This is a genomic window from Hyphobacterium sp. CCMP332 (assembly GCA_014323545.1).
In the GTDB taxonomy this organism is placed as follows: Bacteria; Bacteroidota; Bacteroidia; order Cytophagales; family CCMP332; genus CCMP332.
Genome location: CP058647.1, coordinates 277,191 through 297,022 on the forward strand (window position 1 = coordinate 277,191; position 19,832 = coordinate 297,022).

Below are 19,832 nucleotides of genomic sequence, written 5' to 3' on the forward strand. Positions count from 1 at the left end.
TTTTATGAGTCAAACTAAAAAAGGCTTTGGAACGGCGCCTGTATTTCTTACAGCTGTTTCTACCATTCTCGGAGCAATCATGTTCCTCAGATTTGGATATGCGGTTGGAAATGTTGGCTTATACGGCACTTTTGCAATTATCATTATTGGTCATTTGGTAACAATTCCAACGGCCATGGCCATTGCTGAAATTGCCACAAACCAGAAAGTAGAAGGTGGCGGTGAATACTATATTATCTCCAGGTCATTTGGAATCACCATAGGTGCCGCAATTGGAATAGCACTTTATTTATCTCAGGCGATAAGTGTAGCATTTTATATTATCGCATTTTCCCAGGCATTTGAACCTGTATTTCATTATTTATTACAGGAATACGCGATTTACGTTTTTGATTACAGAATCGTGAGCATTCCCTTTTTGCTATTATTGATTTCACTCATTTTGATTAAGGGTGCTGATCTTGGAGTGAAAGCGCTCTATTTTGTAGTCACCATTCTCGCAGCATCTCTTATTATGTTTTTTATGGGAGGAAAAACAGCCGGTTCTGTTGATTTTACTGAAATGGATATGATGCAGACGGTTTCTGATCCGGATAATTTCTTTTTTGTATTTGCCATCTGTTTTCCAGCATTTACCGGTATGACTGCCGGTGTGGGACTATCCGGAGATTTAAAGGATCCCAAAAAATCAATTCCAAGAGGAACGTTGTATGCAACAATTTTTGGAATGATAATGTATTTCTTTATTGCTATAAAACTGTACCTCTCCGCCTCACCTAACGAACTCGATCAGAATCAGTTGATCATGAGCGATATTGCCATATGGGGACCAATCATACCTATTGGGCTCGCTGCAGCTACCATTTCTTCAGCACTGGGTTCAATTATGGTAGCACCCAGAACTTTGCAGGCTCTGGCTTCAGATAGAATTTTTCCATCCACAGATGCCAATATCTGGTTATCAAAATTTGTAACGCAAAGCAAAGAACCGCGAAACGCCGCAATCGTCACTTCAATTATTGCCTTCTTTTTCGTTATGATCGGTGATGTCAACTTTGTGGCAGAGATCATTTCAATGTTCTTCATGGTGACTTATGGAGCAATATGTACCATTTCATTTTTGGAACATTTTGCTGGTGATCCCTCCTACCGGCCTTCCTTTAGATCGAAATGGTTTTTATCCCTGGTTGGAGCCGTATTGTGTATTTTTCTGATGTTTCAAATGAATGCCACCTACGCCACAATATCCCTGGCTATTATGGTACTCACTTATCTGGGAATATCGAATACCAGAAGTCAAAAAGAGGGATTAAACAGAATATTTCAATCCGTAATATTCCAATTAGCACGCCAACTTCAGGTATTTCTGCAAAAGGCTCATAAAGATCCCGATGCTGATACATGGAGACCCTCAGTAGTATGTATTTCAGAAGACTCATTCAAACGTTTTGGTGCTTTTGAATTGCTGGGTTGGATTTCTTATAAATTTGGATTTGGAACCTATATTCATAGAATTGATGGTTATCTGTCCAAAGACACACATATTAAAGCAAGAGAGTCTTTAAACAAGCTCATAAAAATGGCAGAGGCCAACAAAACAAATATCTACTTGGATACAATGATCAGTCCAAGCTATACCTCGGCAGTGGCCCAGGTGATTCAACTTCCGGGCATATCCGGCAAAGAAAATAACATGATACTCTTTGAGTTTTCAAAACATAAACCCGATAATCTGAGTGATATTGTAGATAACTTTCAACTCACGAAATCCACCAATTTTGATGTTATGATTCTCGGAAGTTCTGACAGAAATTTCGGTTTTAGAAAACAAATTCACATTTGGCTTACTCAAAAGGATTTTGAGAATGCGAGTTTAATGATCTTGTTGTCCTACATTATTTTAGGACATCCGGATTGGCATAAGGGCGATATTAAAATCTTTGCCATTTATCCAAAAGAAGATCTAGTCAATCAAAGAAATAAGATCATGGAATTGATCAAAACAGGCAGGTTGCCAATTTCACCAAATAATATTGAGGTTATACCTAAAACCGAAGAGATTGAAATAAAAAATATTGTCAATGAAAAGTCTGCCGAAGCCGATTTAACCATTCTGGGAATTCGAACTGAAATGGTGAAACACGAGGCCGAAGAAGTTTTTAAAGGTTACGATTCCATTGGTGATGTGCTCTTCGTCAATACCAATACTCAAAAGCAAATAGTATAAAAAAACCCGAAACTTGCGTTTCGGGTTAATTGTGCCGTTTTATGCAATTTAATTCTTAATCAATTTTTGAGTTATGGTTGTATCTCCTATTTGCATTTTGAGCAAATAAATACCCCGGTCCAAATCTGAAATATCAAAAAGCTTAGAATTTGGATTCAATACTTTTCTTCTTTTTCCATTTAAATCGAGCACTTCAACATTTTCAATTTTCATATTAGACTTAATCTCAAAACTTGATTTGACAGGGTTTGGAAACACAGAAACAGTTTTAATCAAATCGGATTTTGCATTTAGAGCCACAGGTCTTAAAAAATCAATTTGCAAGGAAATTGAGTTGGATGAATTTTCCCTTGAATCGATGCGTTTTGCACTGGCATTTATGCCTTCCTCTCCAATTAATATCCAACCATTGTTATTGGAAGGATTATTTAACCAGTCCTGCACATCGGCAATCATCTGTGCACTTGAAGCACTATAAGCTCCTGTACCCGTCACATCGACACTACCCGATGCAGTTGGGTTAAAATCTCCACCGGCATTGGCCCACGGAATGGGATTGGTTCCACCAAAAAAGGCCATGGTCCAGGTGGCATCTCCCGTACTTGCTGCTGTTCCGGTACCTTCGTTTCCTCCTGCATTGCTGCTGCCTTCTCCCCAATCAGTACTTAATGTATGAATATTTGTGGTTCTACTTGTGCTGTTTGGTACCTTGCTGACTTCAAATCGAAGTAATACATTGGTGACACTATCTCCCGGTTGAAGCGCTGATGCAATATCAAAAGATATTAGGGCCCTTCTTAAATCGCCTTGATTGGTTTGCCCAAAAAACAAATAATCACCGGCGCCATTGCTGATATCACCGTTAGCGGATTCATACAAGGTATTATCTTTATCCGGACTTATAGTCACAGATTGAGCCCAGACAAATTGAATTGAAATTAAGGTTAAGAGTAAAAGTAATTTTGTTTTCATAGTATAGATATTTCTATTTATAACCAATTAAAGCAATTTTAGATTTATAATAGGTCTTTTTTATTACTTAATACAATAAAAATTCAAAAAGTAAGTGAATATTAAATTATTTGGATAAGCATTTCTGAGCATTAAATTTGCGTGACCAAAACTCAAAAGGATGAAAAAAATCGCAGTAATTGGAGCAGGTACTATGGGAAATGGGATCGCACATGTTTTTGCTCAAAACGGATATGATGTCAATCTGATTGACATAAGTCAGGATTCATTGGACAAGGGCATTGCCAACATTAATAAAAATCTCGAACGCCAAATCAAAAAAGAGCTCATTACTGAAAACGACAAAAAAAGTATTCTGGCCAGAGTTAATATGAATACGGATCTGCCAAAAGGTGTTGCCGATGCTGACTTGGTTGTAGAAGCAGCCACGGAGAATGTGGATTTGAAATTAAAAATTTTCAAGACCCTTGATGAGAATACTAAAAAGGATTGCATACTGGCTTCCAATACCTCATCAATTTCCATAACTAAAATTGCCAGTGTAACCTCAAAACCCGATAAGGTAATTGGTATGCATTTTATGAATCCGGTGCCGGTCATGAAACTGGTAGAGGTAATCAGGGGCTATTCTACTTCCGATCAGGTTACCAAAACGGTATTTGAACTTTCTGAAAATTTAAAAAAAGTACCTGTAGAGGTAAATGATTATCCAGGATTTGTGGCCAACCGAATTTTAATGCCAATGATTAATGAGGCGATCATTACACTATTTGAGGGTGTGGCCGGAGTTCAGGAAATTGATACCGTTATGAAACTGGGCATGGCACATCCCATGGGACCATTACAGCTGGCAGACTTTATAGGATTGGATGTTTGTCTTTCTATTTTAAGGGTATTACACGAAGGTCTAGGCAATCCAAAATACGCCCCTTGCCCATTATTGGTCAACATGGTACAATCCGGAAATCTCGGGATAAAATCGGGTACCGGTTTTTATGATTATTCAATGGGTGGCAAGGAATTGGTCATCGCCGCGAATTTCAAATAAACCTAAATTTCCCCATTTTCCCATTTTTTACGAATATGAGGTGATATCGGTATTGCAGAACCGTGTTCGTCTATTTTAACAAAAGTTATTTTAGTAGAACAAACTACATCCTCTTCTCCTGAATAAACATTGTGCTTGCGAGCTTCAATGGAAAGGGTAATTGAAGTGCTTCCAATCTTATGTACCTCACCATAAATTAAAATCTGAAAACCCTGTTTAACAGCTTTTTTAAAAACTACTTCTTCCATTTTAAGCGTCACAAGACTTGCGGTTTGCACAATCCTTGAAGCCAATGTAGCGGCTGCTTCATCTATCCATGAAAGCATATTTCCTCCAAATAAATTGCCATGCATACCGAGGTCCTTTGCCATTGCAATTTTAGATGTGATTAATGTCATCATACGGCGATATCGTTTTCTCTCAATGCTTGATTTAATGATGTTTTCAGATCAGTTCCGGCATTTCGCTTACCAATTATCAAGGCCGCAGGAACATTGAATTCCCCTGCGGGAAACTTTTTAACTGTGGTACCCGGAATGACTACAGATCGCGGTGGAACAAAGCCTTTGTAGATAGTAGGTGTTGACTTTGTGACATCGATAATTTTAGAGCTTTTAGTAAGGCTTACATTTGCACCTAAAACCGCTTCCTTTCCTATGCGCACACCTTCTACCACTATACACCTTGAACCTATAAATGCGCCATCCTCTATAATAACCGGTGAAGCCTGAAGAGGTTCTAAAACACCTCCTATTCCAACACCACCACTCAGATGTACGTTTTTTCCAATCTGCGCACAACTTCCCACCGTAGCCCAGGTATCTACCATAGTACCTTCATCCACAAAGGCACCAATATTTACATACGAAGGCATCATAACTACTCCTTTTGATACATAAGCACCGTATCTGGCGAGTGCATGAGGTACAACCCGAATTCCTAATTCTGCAAAATTTTTCTTTAATGGAATCTTGTCGTGGAATTCGAAAATTCCTGATTCCAGGGTTTCCATTTTGCGAATTGGAAAATAGAGGATAACTGCTTTCTTTACCCACTCATTGACCTTCCAGTCCTCGCCCTCTGGTTCTGCCACACGAATTTCGCCTTTATCGAGCATTTCAATTGCTTTTTCTATGCCAGCAATCGTTTCATCTTCTTTGAGAAGTTCTCTATTGTCCCAGGCCGTTTCAATTAGTTTTTGTAATTCCATAATTTGCCGATTCAATGGATAAAAAGAAAGTCCTTATTGCTTCTGTTTTAAAGCCGGTTAATGAGCCGCGAATGTACAAAAAGTTGGGTTTATCTTTAGCAGAATTTCCAAACCTCGATGTACATATTGCCGGTTTTAGTTCTAACAATAAACAAAGTGATAATAAGATTTCATTTCATCCAATTTTTAATTTTAAGCGGATCAGTTTGGGCAGAATGCAATCAAATTATAAATTCTTAGCACTGCTCAATAGAATTAAACCTGAAATTTTAATCGTCAATACTTTTGAACTTTTAAATTCAGCAATTAAATACAAAAAAAATAATGACTGTTTTCTTATTTATGATATTCGTGAAAATCACAGTCTAAATGTAAGTAGGCTAGGCATATATCCCTTTCCCTTGAATCATTTACTGGCAACTTATATAAGAAATATTGAGCTAAAGGCGAGCAGGCAAATTGACCATTTTTTTTTAGCTGAGAAATGTTATTTAGATGAACTCCCCTTTATTGGTCCAAAACACACGGTATTGGAGAATAAATACCAGGGTGAAAAAATCCGGAGAAATATATTCAATCCGGATAATATCCGATTTGCATTTACAGGTACTGCGCATCATAGCACCGGTATTTTTAAAGCCATTAATTTTGTTGATTCAATTAATAAATTGGGGCAAAAAGCCCAGCTAAATCTATGTATTCATGCCACTAAAGAGGATGTCTATTCAAGGTTAAATAAAATTTCCTACCCTTGGTTAAGCGGTGAAATAAAAAGTAACCCTGTAGATAATTACGAAATTATTGAAGTCTATAAAAGATCGGATGTTCTTCTTGCTCCTTATCACGTCAATGAACAAAACAGGAATAAATTCCCCACTAAATTATACGATGCGCTTGCAAATGGAATTCCAATGATCATCAGTGAAAATAACTATTGGAAAAAGAACTGTAATCCAAAAGCACCCCTCATTCATTTTGATTTTAATTCTTCTCCGGATACATCAGTCATCGAAGCCATAAAATTAAAAATCCATTCAGATTTTAAAGATGAATCCGCCCTATGGAATAGTGAAAAGATCAAGTTAAATTTTTTAAACACGGTTTTAGACTCCTCTTAACTTTTATCATATTTACCTGTATTACAATGCTTTATAAATTTAAATATTAGTTTATTTATTCAAATATTATTTTTAGATTTGTCTAAATTTATACTATGAAACTCAGTCTTACAGAAGAGAATTATCTCAAGGCCATTTTTCATTTGTCACAGCAGGGGCATCAGGCTGTGAGCACCAATGCAATAGCCGATGCCATGGACACAAAGCCGGCATCTGTAAGTGACATGCTGAGAAAACTTTCAAATAAAAAGCTGATCAATTACAAAAAATACCAGGGTGTAAAAATAAATACCGAAGGCCAGGAGGCCGCCATAAGAGTGATAAGAAAACATCGGCTTTGGGAAGTGTTTTTGGTTGATAAATTAAAATTTAATTGGGATGAAGTTCATGAAGTAGCTGAGCAATTGGAACACATCCGTTCTCCTCTATTGATAAAAAGACTGGACGAGTTTTTGGGTCAGCCAAAATTTGATCCTCATGGCGATCCCATTCCCGATGATTCGGGTTCATTCCCTGAACTTCAAAAATTTCCCTTGTCTGAACTGAAACCCGGAGAAATGGCTTCAGTAGTGGGATTGGGAGAAACTTCTAGTGTTTTCCTCAAATACCTGGACAAGATTCATATTAAACTTGGAGTGAAAGTCAAGGTAATTGAGATCGTCGAATTTGACAATTCATATGAAGTCAGCATCAATAATCACAGCCCAATAATTATTTCAGCACAAATAGCACAAAATCTAATGGTAAATTATTGATGAGAAAAAATTTGATGTTTTATGTGTTATTGCTGCTTATCACAATAGCCTGTACTTCGACAAATTCCTCTGAAAAGCAGGGAAAAGTCCGTATTGTGGCCACAACCGGAATTATCGGTGATGCGCTTATCAATTTACTCGATACCAATGCTGAAATTACAAGTTTAATGGGCCCGGGTGTCGATCCACATTTGTACAAAGCGACTCAGGGCGATTTGCAAAGATTAAACAATGCGGATATTGTAGTTTATAACGGACTGCATCTCGAGGGTAAAATGGTTGAAATTCTTGAACGATTAAAAGAAAGAAAGACTGTTTACTCAATGGAAGAAATGCTTGATAAAGATGATTTTATTCAGGCAGAAGGATTTTCAGGAAATTATGACCCCCATATTTGGTTTGATGTGTCGCTTTGGTCGAAGGCAGTTTATAATTTGGGTGGCCATTTGGCAGACACACTGCATTTTAGCAATGAAATCCTGAACAATCGCGATAATTATGTCCTCCAATTAAAATATTTACACAATGCTGTAAAAGATTCTATCAATTCAATTCCACATAAAAATAAAGTTCTTGTTACCGCTCATGATGCATTTGAATATTTTGGCCGTGCCTATAATATTGAGGTACGTGGATTACAGGGAATATCCACATTGAGTGAAGCCGGAATAAAAGATATTACTAAACTCGTAAATTTTCTTGTGGAGAATAAAATTCCCGCCGTTTTTGTTGAAACATCTGTATCGCGACGGTCTATTGATGCTGTGGTAGAAGGCTGTATGCGAAAAGGACACCCTCTCAAAATTGGCGGCTATCTTTATTCAGATGCCCTGGGTCAAGCCGGAAGTCCGGAAGGAAGCTATATAGGCACAGTGAGAGCCAATGTGAAAATAATAGTTGAAGCTTTGAAATAATGATTATACAAGCACAAAATCCAATTCTTGAAGTCCATGACTTAACCGTCAGCTACGATCGCAAACCCGTACTCTGGGGGGTTGACTTTTCTGTTCCGAAAGGACAAATAATTGGAATTCTTGGACCCAACGGTTCGGGTAAATCCACCTTGTTAAAATCCATTATGGGTCTCATTCCAATCAGCAGTGGTTACATAAAAATATTTGATAAAGACATCGATGATGTAAGGAAAAAAGTGAGTTATGTTCCACAAAGAGAATCGGTTGACTGGGATTTTCCTGCTTCAGTTTTTGATGTTGTGCTGATGGGTCGCTATGGACATCTTGGTCTTTTGAAAAGACCGCGCAAGGCCGACAGGGAAATTGCTCAAATTGCTTTGGAAAAAGTAGGCATGCAAAACTATGCAACAAGACAAATTTCTCAGCTTTCGGGCGGCCAACAGCAAAGAGTGTTTCTAGCGAGAGCCATAGCACAGGATGCTGACATTTATTTTATGGATGAACCCTTTGCCGGCGTAGACGCTGCTACAGAAAGTGCCATCATTGAATTGTTGAGAAATATGGTGAAAAACGGAAAGACTCTGGTCGTTGTGCACCATGACCTCCAGTCTGTTGCCGAATATTTTGACTGGTTGATCTTGCTTAATCTAAGACTAGTTGCTTCAGGACCAATTTCTAAAACTTTCAATGTTAAAAATCTGACAGATACATATGGCGGTAAACTGACAATTTTAAGTTCCCTTACCGATATCATGAAAAAACAGGATTTCCCATCCAGAGAATCTTAATATTGCCTTAGAATATCCAAAATGCACTCAAAATAAAGTAGAAATATGAATGATGTCTCAATTGGGATAATAGGAATGGGTTGGGTTGGCACCGGTGTTGCGAGTTCTATTTTACACAAGGGAATATGCCGTGAATTGTTATTAAACGATGCGCGCAAAGAAATTGCCGAAGGCGAGGCGATGGATTTTAATCACGGTTCTCCATTTTACTCTTCCGCTGAAGTTAGGGCCGTAGAAATAGAAGAGATGTTAAATTGCAAGGCCATCGTAATTACTGCAGGACGTGGAGGAAAGCCCGATGAGAGTCGTCTTGACCTGTTAAAAGAAAACATAAAAATTGTTAAAAACATATCGGCAAAACTCAAAGGATTCAAAGGTATTCTAATTATAGTGGCCAATCCCGTAGACATCCTAACTTACTTTTATCAAAAATATACTAAACTTCCACCCGGACAGGTCATCGGTACAGGAACCATGCTCGATACTGCAAGGTTAAGAGAAATGATTGGTAAAAAATTGGCTTTGGAACCCAAAAGTGTCCATGCTCAGGTCATTGGAGAGCACGGTGATTCAGAAGTTGTTCTTTGGTCGAGAGCAATGATTGGTGGAATTCCTCTACGCGAATGGAAAGATTGGAATAGCGAATATGAATCCGAGATTGGTGAAAGAGTGCGAAGGGCTGCCTATGAAATCATCAAACGCAAGGGTGCCACAAACCACGCCATAGGCCTTGTTACTGCTACACTTTTAAAATGGATTTTAAGAGGCGAAAAAAGGATCATAAACCTTTCAACACTTATTTCCGGACCATATGGGATAAATGATATAGCCATATCTCTTCCTTCCATGGTATCAAATAAAGGCGTAATCGACGTATTAGAATTAAAAATGACCGATTCGGAATCGAAGGCACTTCAAAAAAGTGTAAGAGTCATTTCTGATGCTATAAATTCGGTGAAAATGTTTTAAAACAATTCAGCGAGCATACAGCGAACACTACCACCACCGTATTTCTCAATTACTGGAATGTTGAAATAGAGAATTTCACCATCTTCTTTTAAGGAATCTATTTGGCTTTGATCAAGACAGTCAAAAGCCGTTTTTGACATCAACCAAAAAGCCTGATTATCATCATTTTTGGCCAGTAATAGATTGCCTGCATACTGATGCATTTGTTCCAATGTAATTGAAATAATGTCTTTACGGCCTTCTTTTAACAAAGCAATCATTTGATCCCGATCGTTTTTATCAATGGCATCTAAGCAGACCACCGTTTTCCTAACGCCTACGGCCATCATTACATTGCTATGATAGATTGGGACACCATTTTTATCAATAGCCTTAAAATAGAATCCCCTATAATTTAAATGTTCGACCAATTCAAAAAAGAGCGATTCATTACTTCTAGGCGATTCACAGCAAAATGCCAACCGAGAATTATGATCAAATACCACGCTGCCCGTTCCCTCAAGAAAAACCCCATTCTTCTCTTTTTGACTCAGGTCCAATAACAAATTATAATTTGAAGAATCGCTAATGGCTTCTATAAATTCTGGTCGTCGTTCTTTTCTCCTCAATGCTGAAAACATCGGGTATAAAATGATCTCCCTGCGTTGATGCGTACTGAACCAGTTGTTGGGAAAAATTGTATCCGGTAAGGCATCCCCCAAAGGCTCGTCAAGAACTAACAGGTCAAAGTTGTTTTCCCGGAGTTTATTAAACATATCGTCAAATTGAATCAAAGCTTCCCTTTGTATTTTTTTTGAATCAATCACATCACTTTTTTGAAATGCATTGTTCTGAAGGGTCTCCGGATTTGATCCGAAAGAAGCAGGCCGTACCATCATTAACTTTTTAGCCAGAGTCATATAAAATATGTCATTATATTTTACAATTAGATTAGGAAAGCAAAGAATAAATTATCAAATTTTCAACTTCAAAATCATTGCTGCCTATTGCAGCATTTTTTATATAGATCGGAATTACATCAGCCTATGCCTGGGAGCAAAAAGCCTAAGAAAATATTTGTTCTTGATACTTCAGTGATCTTATACGATCACGATTCAATTAACAATTTTGAAGAAAACGATATTGCCATTCCAATTACAGTTCTCGAAGAACTCGATAATTTTAAAAAAGGCAGTGACACAAAGAATTATTCAGCAAGGGAATTCATCAGAAGGATTGATGAGCTGGCTGCCAACCATCACCTAAGCGACTGGATTTCGCTCAATGGGCCTACAAAAGGAAGATTAAAGGTCCTGATGAAGGGTGACTCCAAAGACAGGACACGCAATATTTTCACGGAGAACAAAGCGGATCACAAAATTCTGAGTGCAGCACTTGGTCTTCAGGAAGAACAACCTGATTGCAGAGTAATACTGGTGACCAAGGATATTAACCTGCGCGTGAAAGCCAAATCGCTGGATCTTCCAGCTGAGGATTACGAAACCGGAAAAATTAAAGAAGTTTCAGATCTCTACACTGGAAAAAAGGTAGTTGAAGGAATGGATCAAAAGCTGATCAATAAGCTATACAGAAACTCCAGGATAGATTGGCGCGAATTTTTTGACGAAGAGCCAATAAAAAATCAATACTTTATTATCAAGAGCGATAATAATTCAATATTGGCTTATTACAATGGGCAGGATCAAAACATTCATAAGATCGGTAAAAAAACCGTTTACGGAATTCAGGCCAAAAATGCAGAACAGACTTTTGCCATTCACGCCATTCTCCAACAAGACATTCGATTGGTTTCCCTGACAGGTGTTGCGGGTACTGGAAAAACATTGGTGGCATTGGCATCAGTATTGGAACAAAGAAAAAATTTCAATCAGATCTATTTGTCAAGGCCAATTGTTCCCCTTAGCAATAAGGACATAGGCTTTTTGCCCGGAGATATTAAAAGTAAGATAAACCCCTATATGGAGCCGCTTTGGGATAATCTCAAGTTTATCCAGAGTCATTTTAAAGAAAAAGAAAAAGAATTTATCGCCATCAATGAAATGCTGAATACGGAAAAGCTGGTGGTCAATGCTTTAGCTTATATCCGGGGCAGGAGTATTTCCAATATTGGATTTATAATCGACGAAGCTCAAAACCTGACGCCGCATGAAATCAAAACCATCATTACGCGGGCCGGGGAAAATACAAAGATCATTTTTACAGGAGATATCAGACAAATTGATACCCCTTATCTGGATGCCCAGTCCAATGGCCTTTCGTATTTGATAGACAGGATGAAAGATCAGGATCTTTATGCACACATTACTCTTGAAAAAGGTGAAAGATCCGAATTAGCGAATCTCGCCAATGAATTGCTTTGATTTATGGCAAATCGATTTTTATCGGTTATCAGTGTAATATTTCTGTTTTTTTCCTGTACGCAGGAAGCACCAAATCAAGCTAAAAGCACATCAAAAGTTTTTAAGAATGCCGCAATTGTAAGTGCCCATCCTTTGGCCAGCAATATCGGAATTGAGGTTCTAAAATCGGGAGGCAATGCCTTTGATGCCGCGGTAGCCGTACATTTTGCTCTTGCCGTTGTTTTCCCATATGCCGGCAATTTAGGTGGAGGTGGTTTTGCCGTTTTTATCGACAGCAGCGGAAATGCAGGTACATTGGATTTTAGAGAAAAGGCCCCATTAAAAGCAGATCGCAATATGTATCTTGATTCGTTGGGAAATGTAATTCCGGATTTAAGCACAAGGGGTGCCTTAGCAGTTGGAGTGCCCGGTTCGGTGAAAGGTATTTGGGAATTGCATAATAAATACGGGAAAAAAGACTGGAGCGAGCTTATAAAGCCTTCTATAAAATTGGCGCAAAATGGTTGGATACTTAGCTACCATGCCACATTCTACATGAATAAATACATGGCTGATATTGTCAAAACCAATAAAAGAATCAATTATTTAACTAAGAAAGAAAACTGGAAAGAAGGAGATTCTTTACGCAATGAAAAACTAGCTGCCACATTGCAACTAATTGCCAATAAAGGTGAAAAGGTCTTTTACGAAGGAGAAATCGCCGACTCCATAATTGCCACAATGAATGACTATAGGGGGATCATTTCGAAAGAGGATCTGCAAAAATACCAACCGAAATGGCGGGAAGCCATAAAGGGCGAATACAAAGGTTATGAGGTTTATTCTATGCCCCCTCCGAGCAGTGGTGGATGGGCGCTCATAAGTTTGCTCAAAATGGCAGAAAAATATCCCTTTAAAGAATGGGGACGATGGGATTTCAGAACGATCAATACCATTTGTGAAATAGAAAAGCGTGTTTATGCAGACCGTTCGAAATACCTTGGTGATGCGGATTTTCATCCTGTACCTCTTAATGAATTATTAAGCGATGAATATCTGGAAATGAGATCGGCAGATATTGAAACAGACAAAGCTACAACTTCGACAAATATTAGTCCCGGTTTGGAATTGGTTTATGAAAACGAGGAAACAACTCATTTTTCAATTGTAGACAAAGATGGCAATGCTGTTTCGATTACCACCACGCTAAACAGTCCTTACGGTAGCAAACTTTTGGTCAATGGATGTGGATTTTTGCTCAATAATGAAATGAATGACTTTTCTATAAAACCGGGCTTTCCAAACAATTATGGGCTGATTGGTGGTGAAGCCAACGCCATAATACCCGAAAAGAGAATGTTGAGCTCTATGACACCAACAATTCTTACAAAAAACAATAAACCCTTTTTGATCATAGGCACTCCCGGTGGTTCTACCATAATTACCTCTGTATTTCAAAATATTTTAAATGTTATAGACTTTGGTTATAGCATGCAGGAATCTGTAGAATTTCCGCGCTTTCATCATCAATGGCTACCCGATAGCCTATTTTACGAGGAGGGCTTTTTTAATTTTGCAGACAGCCTTGAATTGGTCAAAACCGGCCAAAACCTAAGACAGAGAATCCCCATTGGCAGAGTTGATGCTATATTGTTAAATTCAGATGGATTTTGGGAATGCGGAGCTGATCCGAGAAGAGACGATTATGCCAATGGCTACTGATAAAAACTTAGTTTCAAAGTATTTTCACGAGTTTGTCGCACAAACAAGTCCTCTGCCCTTTGAAATTTCGGTTGACCGTGCCGAGGGAAGCTATATCTGGGACAGCGAGGGTAAAAAATATTTGGATTTTATCTCAGGGATAGCGGTTAATAATCTTGGCCATCGACATCCGAAAATAATAGAGGCCCTCAAAGAGCAAATTGAGAAACACCTTTTCGTCATGGTCTATGGTGAATTTTCGATTAAAAGTCAGGCAAATTTGGCGGTAAAGTTATGCCAACTGCTACCCGACCCTATCGATAATGTCTATTTTACCTCTACCGGCACAGAAGCAGTAGAAGGAGCACTCAAGCTGGCTAAAAGATACACCGGAAGACATAAAATCATTTCATTTAAAAAATCCTACCATGGAAGCACACATGGTTCTTTGTCGGTATCCGGCAATGAATACAAAAAATTCGCATTCAGGCCACTTCTTCCTGAGGTATACCAAATAGAGTTTAATAAAATAGACGAGCTCGATTTAATCGATAATCAAACAGCCTGTGTGATCATGGAAACCGTTCAGGGCGATGCAGGATTGCGAATTCCTAATTTGTGTTTTATACAGGCACTTAGAGAAAAATGCAGCGAATGCGGTGCTTTACTCATTCTCGATGAAATTCAAGTGGGAATGGGAAGAACAGGAAAACTATTTGCTTTTGAACATTACGGAATAATTCCTGATATCATAGTTATGGGAAAAGCATTAGGCGCAGGATTGCCACTTGGTGCCTTTGCTGCATCCAAAAATATCATGTCATCATTAACTAAGGATCCTGCACTGGGTCATATCACGACTTTCGGTGGGAATCCACTTAGCTGTGCTGCATCACTGGCATTTCTCGAATGCCTAATGGATGAAAAAATCCTCGATTCAGTTGAAGAAAAAGGAAAACAACTGGAATCCTTTCTTTACCATCCGGAAATTGTGGAAGTACGTAGAATTGGGTTATTTTTTGCTGTTGAATTTAAAGACAAGGAAACGGTCAATAAAATAGTGCTAAAATGCCGTGACAGAGGTCTTCTTAGCTTTTGGTTTTTATCCTGTCCAAATGCCTTCAGACTTTCACCACCTTTAAATATTTCTTCCAAAGAAATGAAAAAAGGAGGTGAAATAATCAGAAATTGTATTAAAGAAGTTTTGCGAAATTAGTCCTTAATAGGCTTAACGATATATCCTTCTTCTTCCAGCAAATGAAGAATACCCGATTCGTCAGCGACATGAGTTGCTCCTACGGCGAAAAAGGTTGGGGCCATGTGCATGTACTCTACCATTTTCGGAATCCATTCTTTATTTCTGTCAATAATAAAATTTTGGCGAAATTCTTTATTGTTTTCTACAGGGTGCATGGTAAACTCCAATACCTTGTGCAGATTACCTTCCTGAAATGACTTTACTACCGCGTTATAGTCTTGTTTTTGCTGATCCAAATTATCAAGGGTATGTTTAAGAGCAATAATTTGATCTTCGAGTTTAAAACTCTCCAATGCCTCTACTTCCCTTTCAACTGTTTCAAGCCCCATGGAAACCATGTTTTTTTCATGTGCTTTTATCAACAATTCGGGTTCATAATATTTCATAGGGTGGTTAAGTGCCAATCGCGTGATGGTTGTAGAAAGCATGATGGGCTTAAACTTTCTGTAAACCAAATCGAATTTCATTTTAGAAACACCAAGTTTCTCAGTAAATAACTTTTCAAGTTTTTCATAGTATTCTTCACTCAGGTAGTCCTTTAGCGTTTTTCCATGTTCAAGATGCGCAGCCTTGTTCAATTCGTGTTTGGCATGATGGTCTAAATGCGTTTCTGTAGCCAAAATTCCGCATGCGTCAAATGCTTTGGCAGCATTACTGTGAAAAACAAAATCTTCAGCAGGGATAAATTTTAGAATGGCAAAAACATAAGATGGATTTTCAAGATCTTTGCCTGATATTTCCCAAAGGAGTGCATTTTCATTGTATACCTCCTGGGCAATTCCTTTCGAAAAGAAAACAATTAGTGCAAGAATTAAAACCGAAATACTTTTAATTACAGATTTCATATTGGAAGCCTTGAATGTTTAATTAATTTTGAATGCGAATATAAAGCTAAAATAAAAAATTTGGTTATAGATTATTCCATACCGGCACTTTTATTCCCGGCGATCACCTTGTTGTTTCTAGCATACACCAATCGTTTTCTTGCCATAGCCACATTAATAAGAAGCCTACGAGAAAGACACAAAAAAGATTCAAATCGTTTTAGAATCGAAAAACAAATTGTTAATCTGAGAAGACGACTTTATCTCATTAAATACATGCAGATATTCGGAATCTTAAGCTTTTTGTTCTGTGTGATCACAATGATATTGATATTCACAAGCCGCGGAATGGAAGCCAATTATTTTTTCGGTATTTCATTGGTCTTACTTGTGATTTCTCTTGGTTTTTCACTCTATGAAACCCAAATCAGTACCAATGCCCTGAATCTGGAATTGCAGGATATGGAAAACGATACTTAAATCTTTCGTCTTTCTAGTGAATCCGAAATTTTCTGACGTTCCTCCCTGCTGTAAAACATCCAGTTGGCTATTTCTTCAATATTTCTTTTGCAACCTGCGCAATAACCTTTCTCGTTAATGCTGCAAATTTTTATACACGGAGAATCCATTTAATCAGATTAGCTGATTACATAATAAGTAAAATGAGAAATTGTTTGATTGCACTAAAAAGATCCCTTCTCCATGATTTCATGAAGATCGTGTTGAATAGCCAGGTACTCTGTAACTTTTTGCTGAAACCTTTTTTCAGAAATTATATCAGAGTCATGCGCTTTCTTTAATAGATCAATTGTCAGATTGATTTCAGTCACGGCTTTTGCAAGATGAATCTCAATATTAGACATAAACTTTCTATGGGTCCAGGCATCTGAAATTCTAGCTACCACAGCTCTGCTTACTGCTCTTAATTCGTTTACCAGTGATTCAAATTCTTCTTCATCATCGTACAATCCTGTAAGATCATGAATTACTACTGCCAGATGGTAGGCTTTTTTATAAACTTCTAATTCAGAATAGGACTTCATTTCGCCATAAAATTAAGGATTCCTAAACGTTGCGCAACTCTTTAACAATAAAGCTCTCCAATATAAGCTATCATTTTAACAATGATAAAACATTTTCCGGTGGTCGACCAATAATTGCCCTGTTTTCATCTACAACAATGGGTCTTTCCAGAAGTTTTGGAAATTTTACAATCATGTTGAGATAATCGCTTTCCTTTAAATCTTTGCCCTTGTAATTTTCCTTAAATTCAGCCTCATTTTTGCGGACAATTTCTTCTGCAGATTTATTGAGTTTTTTTAGCAAATCCTGCAACTGATTTTTGCTTAGGGGATTTTTCAAATATTCATACACTTCCGGATTGTAGCCGGCACTTTTAATAATTTCAAGCGTCTCTCTGCTTTTCCGACATCTTGGATTGTGATAAATAATCATTTACCTAATTTTTCAATTATAATGTTGTGATTAGTATAAATACATATATCAGCAGCGATATGAAGACTTTCGGTAACCATCTCCTCCGCACTTAGTTTGGGACTGTGCTTTTTTAATGCTCTTGCAGCTGCCAGAGCATACATCGAACCGCTTCCTATCGATGTAACTTCATCGTCGGGTTCGATTACATCTCCATTTCCGGAAATTGTTAAAATTTCATTTTCATCGGCGGTGATCATCATTGCTTCCAACCTCCTCAAATAGCGATCCATTCTCCAGTCCTTGGCCAATTCTATAGCGGCGCGTTTCATGTTGCCACCATAAGAATTGAGTTTTTCTTCAAAACGCTCCATCAGAGTGAAAGCATCGGCGGTGGAGCCGGCAAAGCCTACCATAATTTTACCGTCAAAGAGCTTTCTTATTTTGCGCACATTGCTTTTTGCTACAGTATTGCCGAAAGTAGCCTGGCCATCGGCGCCCATTGCAATTTGCCCATTGTGCTTTACGGCTACAACGGTCGTTGCTTTAATATTCGTCATTCTTTTATTTTAAATTAACAGTCTCACAGGATCTTCCAGTAAGGCCTTAAAGGTCTGTAAAAATGCAGATCCGGTAGCGCCATCAACAACACGGTGATCACAAGACATGGTCACTTTCATGATATTACCCACCTTTATTTCTCCCTCTTTTACAACTGGTTGTTCTATGATTCCCCCCACTGCCAGTATACATGAATCCGGCGGATTGATTATTGCGGTAAATTCTTCTATACCGAACATTCCCAAATTTGAGATGGTAAATGTATTTCCTTCCCAATCGCTGGGTTGTAATTTTTTATCCTTGGCTTTACCCGCCAAATCTTTTACCTCGGTTGAAATATGTGAAAGCGTTTTACTGTCGGCAAATCGTACTACTGGAACCAGTAATCCTTCATCAACTGCTACTGCCACTCCAATATGAACATGGTGGTTAATTCTGATTTTATCACCCAGCCAACTCGAATTGACATTGGGGTGTTGTCTCAATGCAATCGCCGCGGCTTTGATCACCAAATCGTTAAAAGATATTTTGACCGGCGCAATTTCATTCATGCTTTTCCTTGCCTCAATCGCCTTATCCATATTTATCTGCATGGTGAGATAAAAATGTGGCGCTGAGAATTTTGACTCGGATAAGCGTTTGGCAATGGTCTTTCGCATTTGCGATACATTGCTTTCCTCATAGGATTCTTCACCAACAACTCTCGGCAATTGAATCTGTACACCACTGCTTACTGATTTTGATGCGGCTGCTTTTGAGCTTTGCGAAGGATTATGGTCTTCTACATCCTTTTTAATGATTCTTCCATTGGGACCTGTACCATTGATATTGTTGAGATTATAGCCTTTTTCTTTTGCAAGGCTTCTCGCCAGTGGAGAAGCTTTTACACGGCTGTCATCCGTATCATCTGTGCTTTGTTTAGCAGATGTTTTGCTTTTTTCTTCAGTTTTCTTTTCGGGCTTTGACTCTGCTTTTTCTTCTTTATTAATTTCTTCATTTCCATTGTCAGTGCTGCCTCCTTTTTGGAAATTATCTACCAAGGCCTGAAAATCAGCACCTTTTTCTCCAATTACGGCTAACAAACCTTCCACTTCAACAGAACCTCCTTCATCTACTGCCCTGTAAAGCAGTGTGCCATCTTCATAGCTTTCCAGTTCCATGGTTGCCTTATCGGTCTCAATTTCAGCCAAAAGGTCACCGGAACTGACACTCTCACCGACCTTTTTATGCCAGGCAGCAATGGTACCTTCTGTCATGGTATCGCTCATCAATGGCATTTTAACTACCGTAGCAGGAATATTGGAAGTATCCACTTTTTCAGATGAATCTGATTCCTTCTCTTTTGACTCTTCTTTTGCCTTATCTTCTTTTGTGTCTGCAGAAGCAGCACCTCCGGCTTCAAATTCCTTTTTAAGATCGCTGATATCTTCTCCTTTTTCTCCAACGACATACAATGGTGCATCAACTGCAACGCTTTCTCCGGCATCAACTGCTACATGTAAAAGCACACCATCGGCATAACTCTCCAATTCCATCGTCGCTTTATCGGTTTCTATCTCTGCCAGAATATCTCCGGCGCTCACTTCGTCACCAACTTTCTTTAACCAATTAGCCACGACACCTTCTTCCATGGTATCACTCATCAGTGGCATTTTAAAAATTTCCGCCATATTCGTCTTCTAGGGATTTTAATCTACAAATGTTATTAGATAAT

Annotated in this window: 21 protein-coding genes; 11 read left to right on the forward strand and 10 right to left on the reverse strand. The window is 38.3% G+C overall.

Going from position 1 to position 19,832, the window contains the following annotated elements:
• The first annotated feature begins 4 nt into the window (after window positions 1-4).
• The gene (locus HZR84_01170) at window positions 5-2,227 is read left to right on the forward strand and encodes an amino acid permease (protein QNL20620.1); all 2,223 of its coding nucleotides are present in this window, start codon (window positions 5-7) and stop codon (window positions 2,225-2,227) included.
• A gap of 48 nt (window positions 2,228-2,275) precedes the next feature.
• Here HZR84_01170 and HZR84_01175 read toward each other — a convergent pair whose 3' ends face one another.
• The gene (locus tag HZR84_01175; protein QNL20621.1) at window positions 2,276-3,199 is read right to left on the reverse strand and encodes a T9SS type A sorting domain-containing protein; all 924 of its coding nucleotides are present in this window, start codon (window positions 3,197-3,199) and stop codon (window positions 2,276-2,278) included.
• A gap of 160 nt (window positions 3,200-3,359) precedes the next feature.
• Here HZR84_01175 and HZR84_01180 point away from each other — a divergent pair, with 160 nt between their 5' ends.
• The gene (locus tag HZR84_01180) at window positions 3,360-4,247 is read left to right on the forward strand and encodes a 3-hydroxybutyryl-CoA dehydrogenase (GenBank protein QNL20622.1); all 888 of its coding nucleotides are present in this window, start codon (window positions 3,360-3,362) and stop codon (window positions 4,245-4,247) included.
• A 2-nt stretch (window positions 4,248-4,249) separates the two neighbouring features.
• On the opposite strand, the gene HZR84_01185 is transcribed toward HZR84_01180, so the two are convergent.
• On the reverse strand, window positions 4,250-4,645 hold the full coding sequence (locus HZR84_01185; GenBank protein ID QNL23150.1) for an acyl-CoA thioesterase: 396 nt from the start codon (window positions 4,643-4,645) through the stop codon (window positions 4,250-4,252).
• Entirely contained in the window at window positions 4,645-5,460 is an 816-nt protein-coding gene (locus tag HZR84_01190; protein ID QNL23151.1) for a 2,3,4,5-tetrahydropyridine-2,6-dicarboxylate N-succinyltransferase, read from the reverse strand. Before HZR84_01190 ends, HZR84_01185 begins: the two co-directional genes overlap by 1 nt.
• Window positions 5,461-5,471: 11 nt before the next feature.
• Here HZR84_01190 and HZR84_01195 point away from each other — a divergent pair, with 11 nt between their 5' ends.
• The 5 genes from HZR84_01195 (at window position 5,472) to HZR84_01215 (ending at window position 10,001) form a co-directional block, all read left to right on the forward strand.
• The gene (locus tag HZR84_01195; protein QNL20623.1) at window positions 5,472-6,575 is read left to right on the forward strand and encodes a hypothetical protein; all 1,104 of its coding nucleotides are present in this window, start codon (window positions 5,472-5,474) and stop codon (window positions 6,573-6,575) included.
• Between the two features lie 95 nt (window positions 6,576-6,670).
• Window positions 6,671-7,330: a metal-dependent transcriptional regulator gene (locus HZR84_01200; protein QNL20624.1), complete on the forward strand. Its 660-nt coding sequence runs from the start codon at window positions 6,671-6,673 to the stop codon at window positions 7,328-7,330.
• The gene (locus HZR84_01205) at window positions 7,330-8,244 is read left to right on the forward strand and encodes a zinc ABC transporter substrate-binding protein (GenBank protein ID QNL20625.1); all 915 of its coding nucleotides are present in this window, start codon (window positions 7,330-7,332) and stop codon (window positions 8,242-8,244) included. The genes HZR84_01200 and HZR84_01205 overlap by 1 nt, the downstream gene beginning before the upstream one ends.
• A complete protein-coding gene (locus HZR84_01210; protein QNL20626.1) occupies window positions 8,244-9,032 on the forward strand; it encodes an ABC transporter ATP-binding protein in 789 nt (262 codons plus the stop codon). Before HZR84_01205 ends, HZR84_01210 begins: the two co-directional genes overlap by 1 nt.
• 45 nt (window positions 9,033-9,077) lie before the next feature.
• Entirely contained in the window at window positions 9,078-10,001 is a 924-nt protein-coding gene (locus HZR84_01215) for an L-lactate dehydrogenase (GenBank protein ID QNL20627.1), read from the forward strand.
• On the opposite strand, the gene HZR84_01220 is transcribed toward HZR84_01215, so the two are convergent.
• Entirely contained in the window at window positions 9,998-10,879 is an 882-nt protein-coding gene (locus HZR84_01220) for an amidinotransferase (protein QNL20628.1), read from the reverse strand. The genes HZR84_01215 and HZR84_01220 overlap by 4 nt on opposite strands.
• A 147-nt stretch (window positions 10,880-11,026) precedes the next feature.
• On the opposite strand from HZR84_01220, the gene HZR84_01225 reads away from it, so the two are divergent.
• Genes HZR84_01225 through HZR84_01235 form a run of 3 tightly spaced genes read left to right on the forward strand, consistent with a single transcriptional unit; the run spans window position 11,027 to window position 15,257 of the window.
• Window positions 11,027-12,361: a PhoH family protein gene (locus HZR84_01225; protein ID QNL20629.1), complete on the forward strand. Its 1,335-nt coding sequence runs from the start codon at window positions 11,027-11,029 to the stop codon at window positions 12,359-12,361.
• 3 nt (window positions 12,362-12,364) lie between these two features.
• Window positions 12,365-14,062 (forward strand): gamma-glutamyltransferase, encoded by a 1,698-nt coding sequence (gene ggt / locus HZR84_01230; protein ID QNL20630.1) that lies wholly within the window; start codon window positions 12,365-12,367, stop codon window positions 14,060-14,062.
• Window positions 14,052-15,257: an aspartate aminotransferase family protein gene (locus HZR84_01235; GenBank protein ID QNL23152.1), complete on the forward strand. Its 1,206-nt coding sequence runs from the start codon at window positions 14,052-14,054 to the stop codon at window positions 15,255-15,257. The genes ggt and HZR84_01235 overlap by 11 nt, the downstream gene beginning before the upstream one ends.
• Here the strand turns inward: HZR84_01235 and HZR84_01240 are convergent.
• A complete protein-coding gene (locus HZR84_01240) occupies window positions 15,254-16,144 on the reverse strand; it encodes a TraB/GumN family protein (GenBank protein ID QNL20631.1) in 891 nt (296 codons plus the stop codon). The two genes, HZR84_01235 and HZR84_01240, sit on opposite strands and share 4 nt — an antisense overlap.
• Window positions 16,145-16,210: 66 nt before the next feature.
• Between HZR84_01240 and HZR84_01245 the strand changes: the two genes are divergently transcribed.
• Window positions 16,211-16,603, forward strand: a complete 393-nt coding sequence (locus HZR84_01245) for a DUF2721 domain-containing protein (GenBank protein QNL23153.1) — start codon at window positions 16,211-16,213, stop codon at window positions 16,601-16,603.
• On the opposite strand, the gene HZR84_01250 is transcribed toward HZR84_01245, so the two are convergent.
• The 5 genes from HZR84_01250 to HZR84_01270 form a co-directional block, all read right to left on the reverse strand.
• On the reverse strand, window positions 16,600-16,752 hold the full coding sequence (locus HZR84_01250; protein QNL20632.1) for a DUF1289 domain-containing protein: 153 nt from the start codon (window positions 16,750-16,752) through the stop codon (window positions 16,600-16,602). The two genes, HZR84_01245 and HZR84_01250, sit on opposite strands and share 4 nt — an antisense overlap.
• A gap of 54 nt (window positions 16,753-16,806) precedes the next feature.
• Window positions 16,807-17,166 (reverse strand): four helix bundle protein, encoded by a 360-nt coding sequence (locus HZR84_01255; protein QNL20633.1) that lies wholly within the window; start codon window positions 17,164-17,166, stop codon window positions 16,807-16,809.
• A 70-nt stretch (window positions 17,167-17,236) separates the two neighbouring features.
• Window positions 17,237-17,578 carry an arsenate reductase (glutaredoxin) gene (gene arsC, locus HZR84_01260; protein ID QNL20634.1) on the reverse strand — a complete coding sequence of 114 codons (342 nt, stop codon included), beginning with the start codon at window positions 17,576-17,578 and terminating at the stop codon, window positions 17,237-17,239.
• On the reverse strand, window positions 17,575-18,117 hold the full coding sequence (hslV, locus tag HZR84_01265; protein QNL20635.1) for an ATP-dependent protease subunit HslV: 543 nt from the start codon (window positions 18,115-18,117) through the stop codon (window positions 17,575-17,577). Before hslV ends, arsC begins: the two co-directional genes overlap by 4 nt.
• 9 nt (window positions 18,118-18,126) lie before the next feature.
• Window positions 18,127-19,788 (reverse strand): pyruvate dehydrogenase complex dihydrolipoamide acetyltransferase, encoded by a 1,662-nt coding sequence (locus HZR84_01270; GenBank protein ID QNL20636.1) that lies wholly within the window; start codon window positions 19,786-19,788, stop codon window positions 18,127-18,129.
• Window positions 19,789-19,832: the final 44 nt, after the last annotated feature.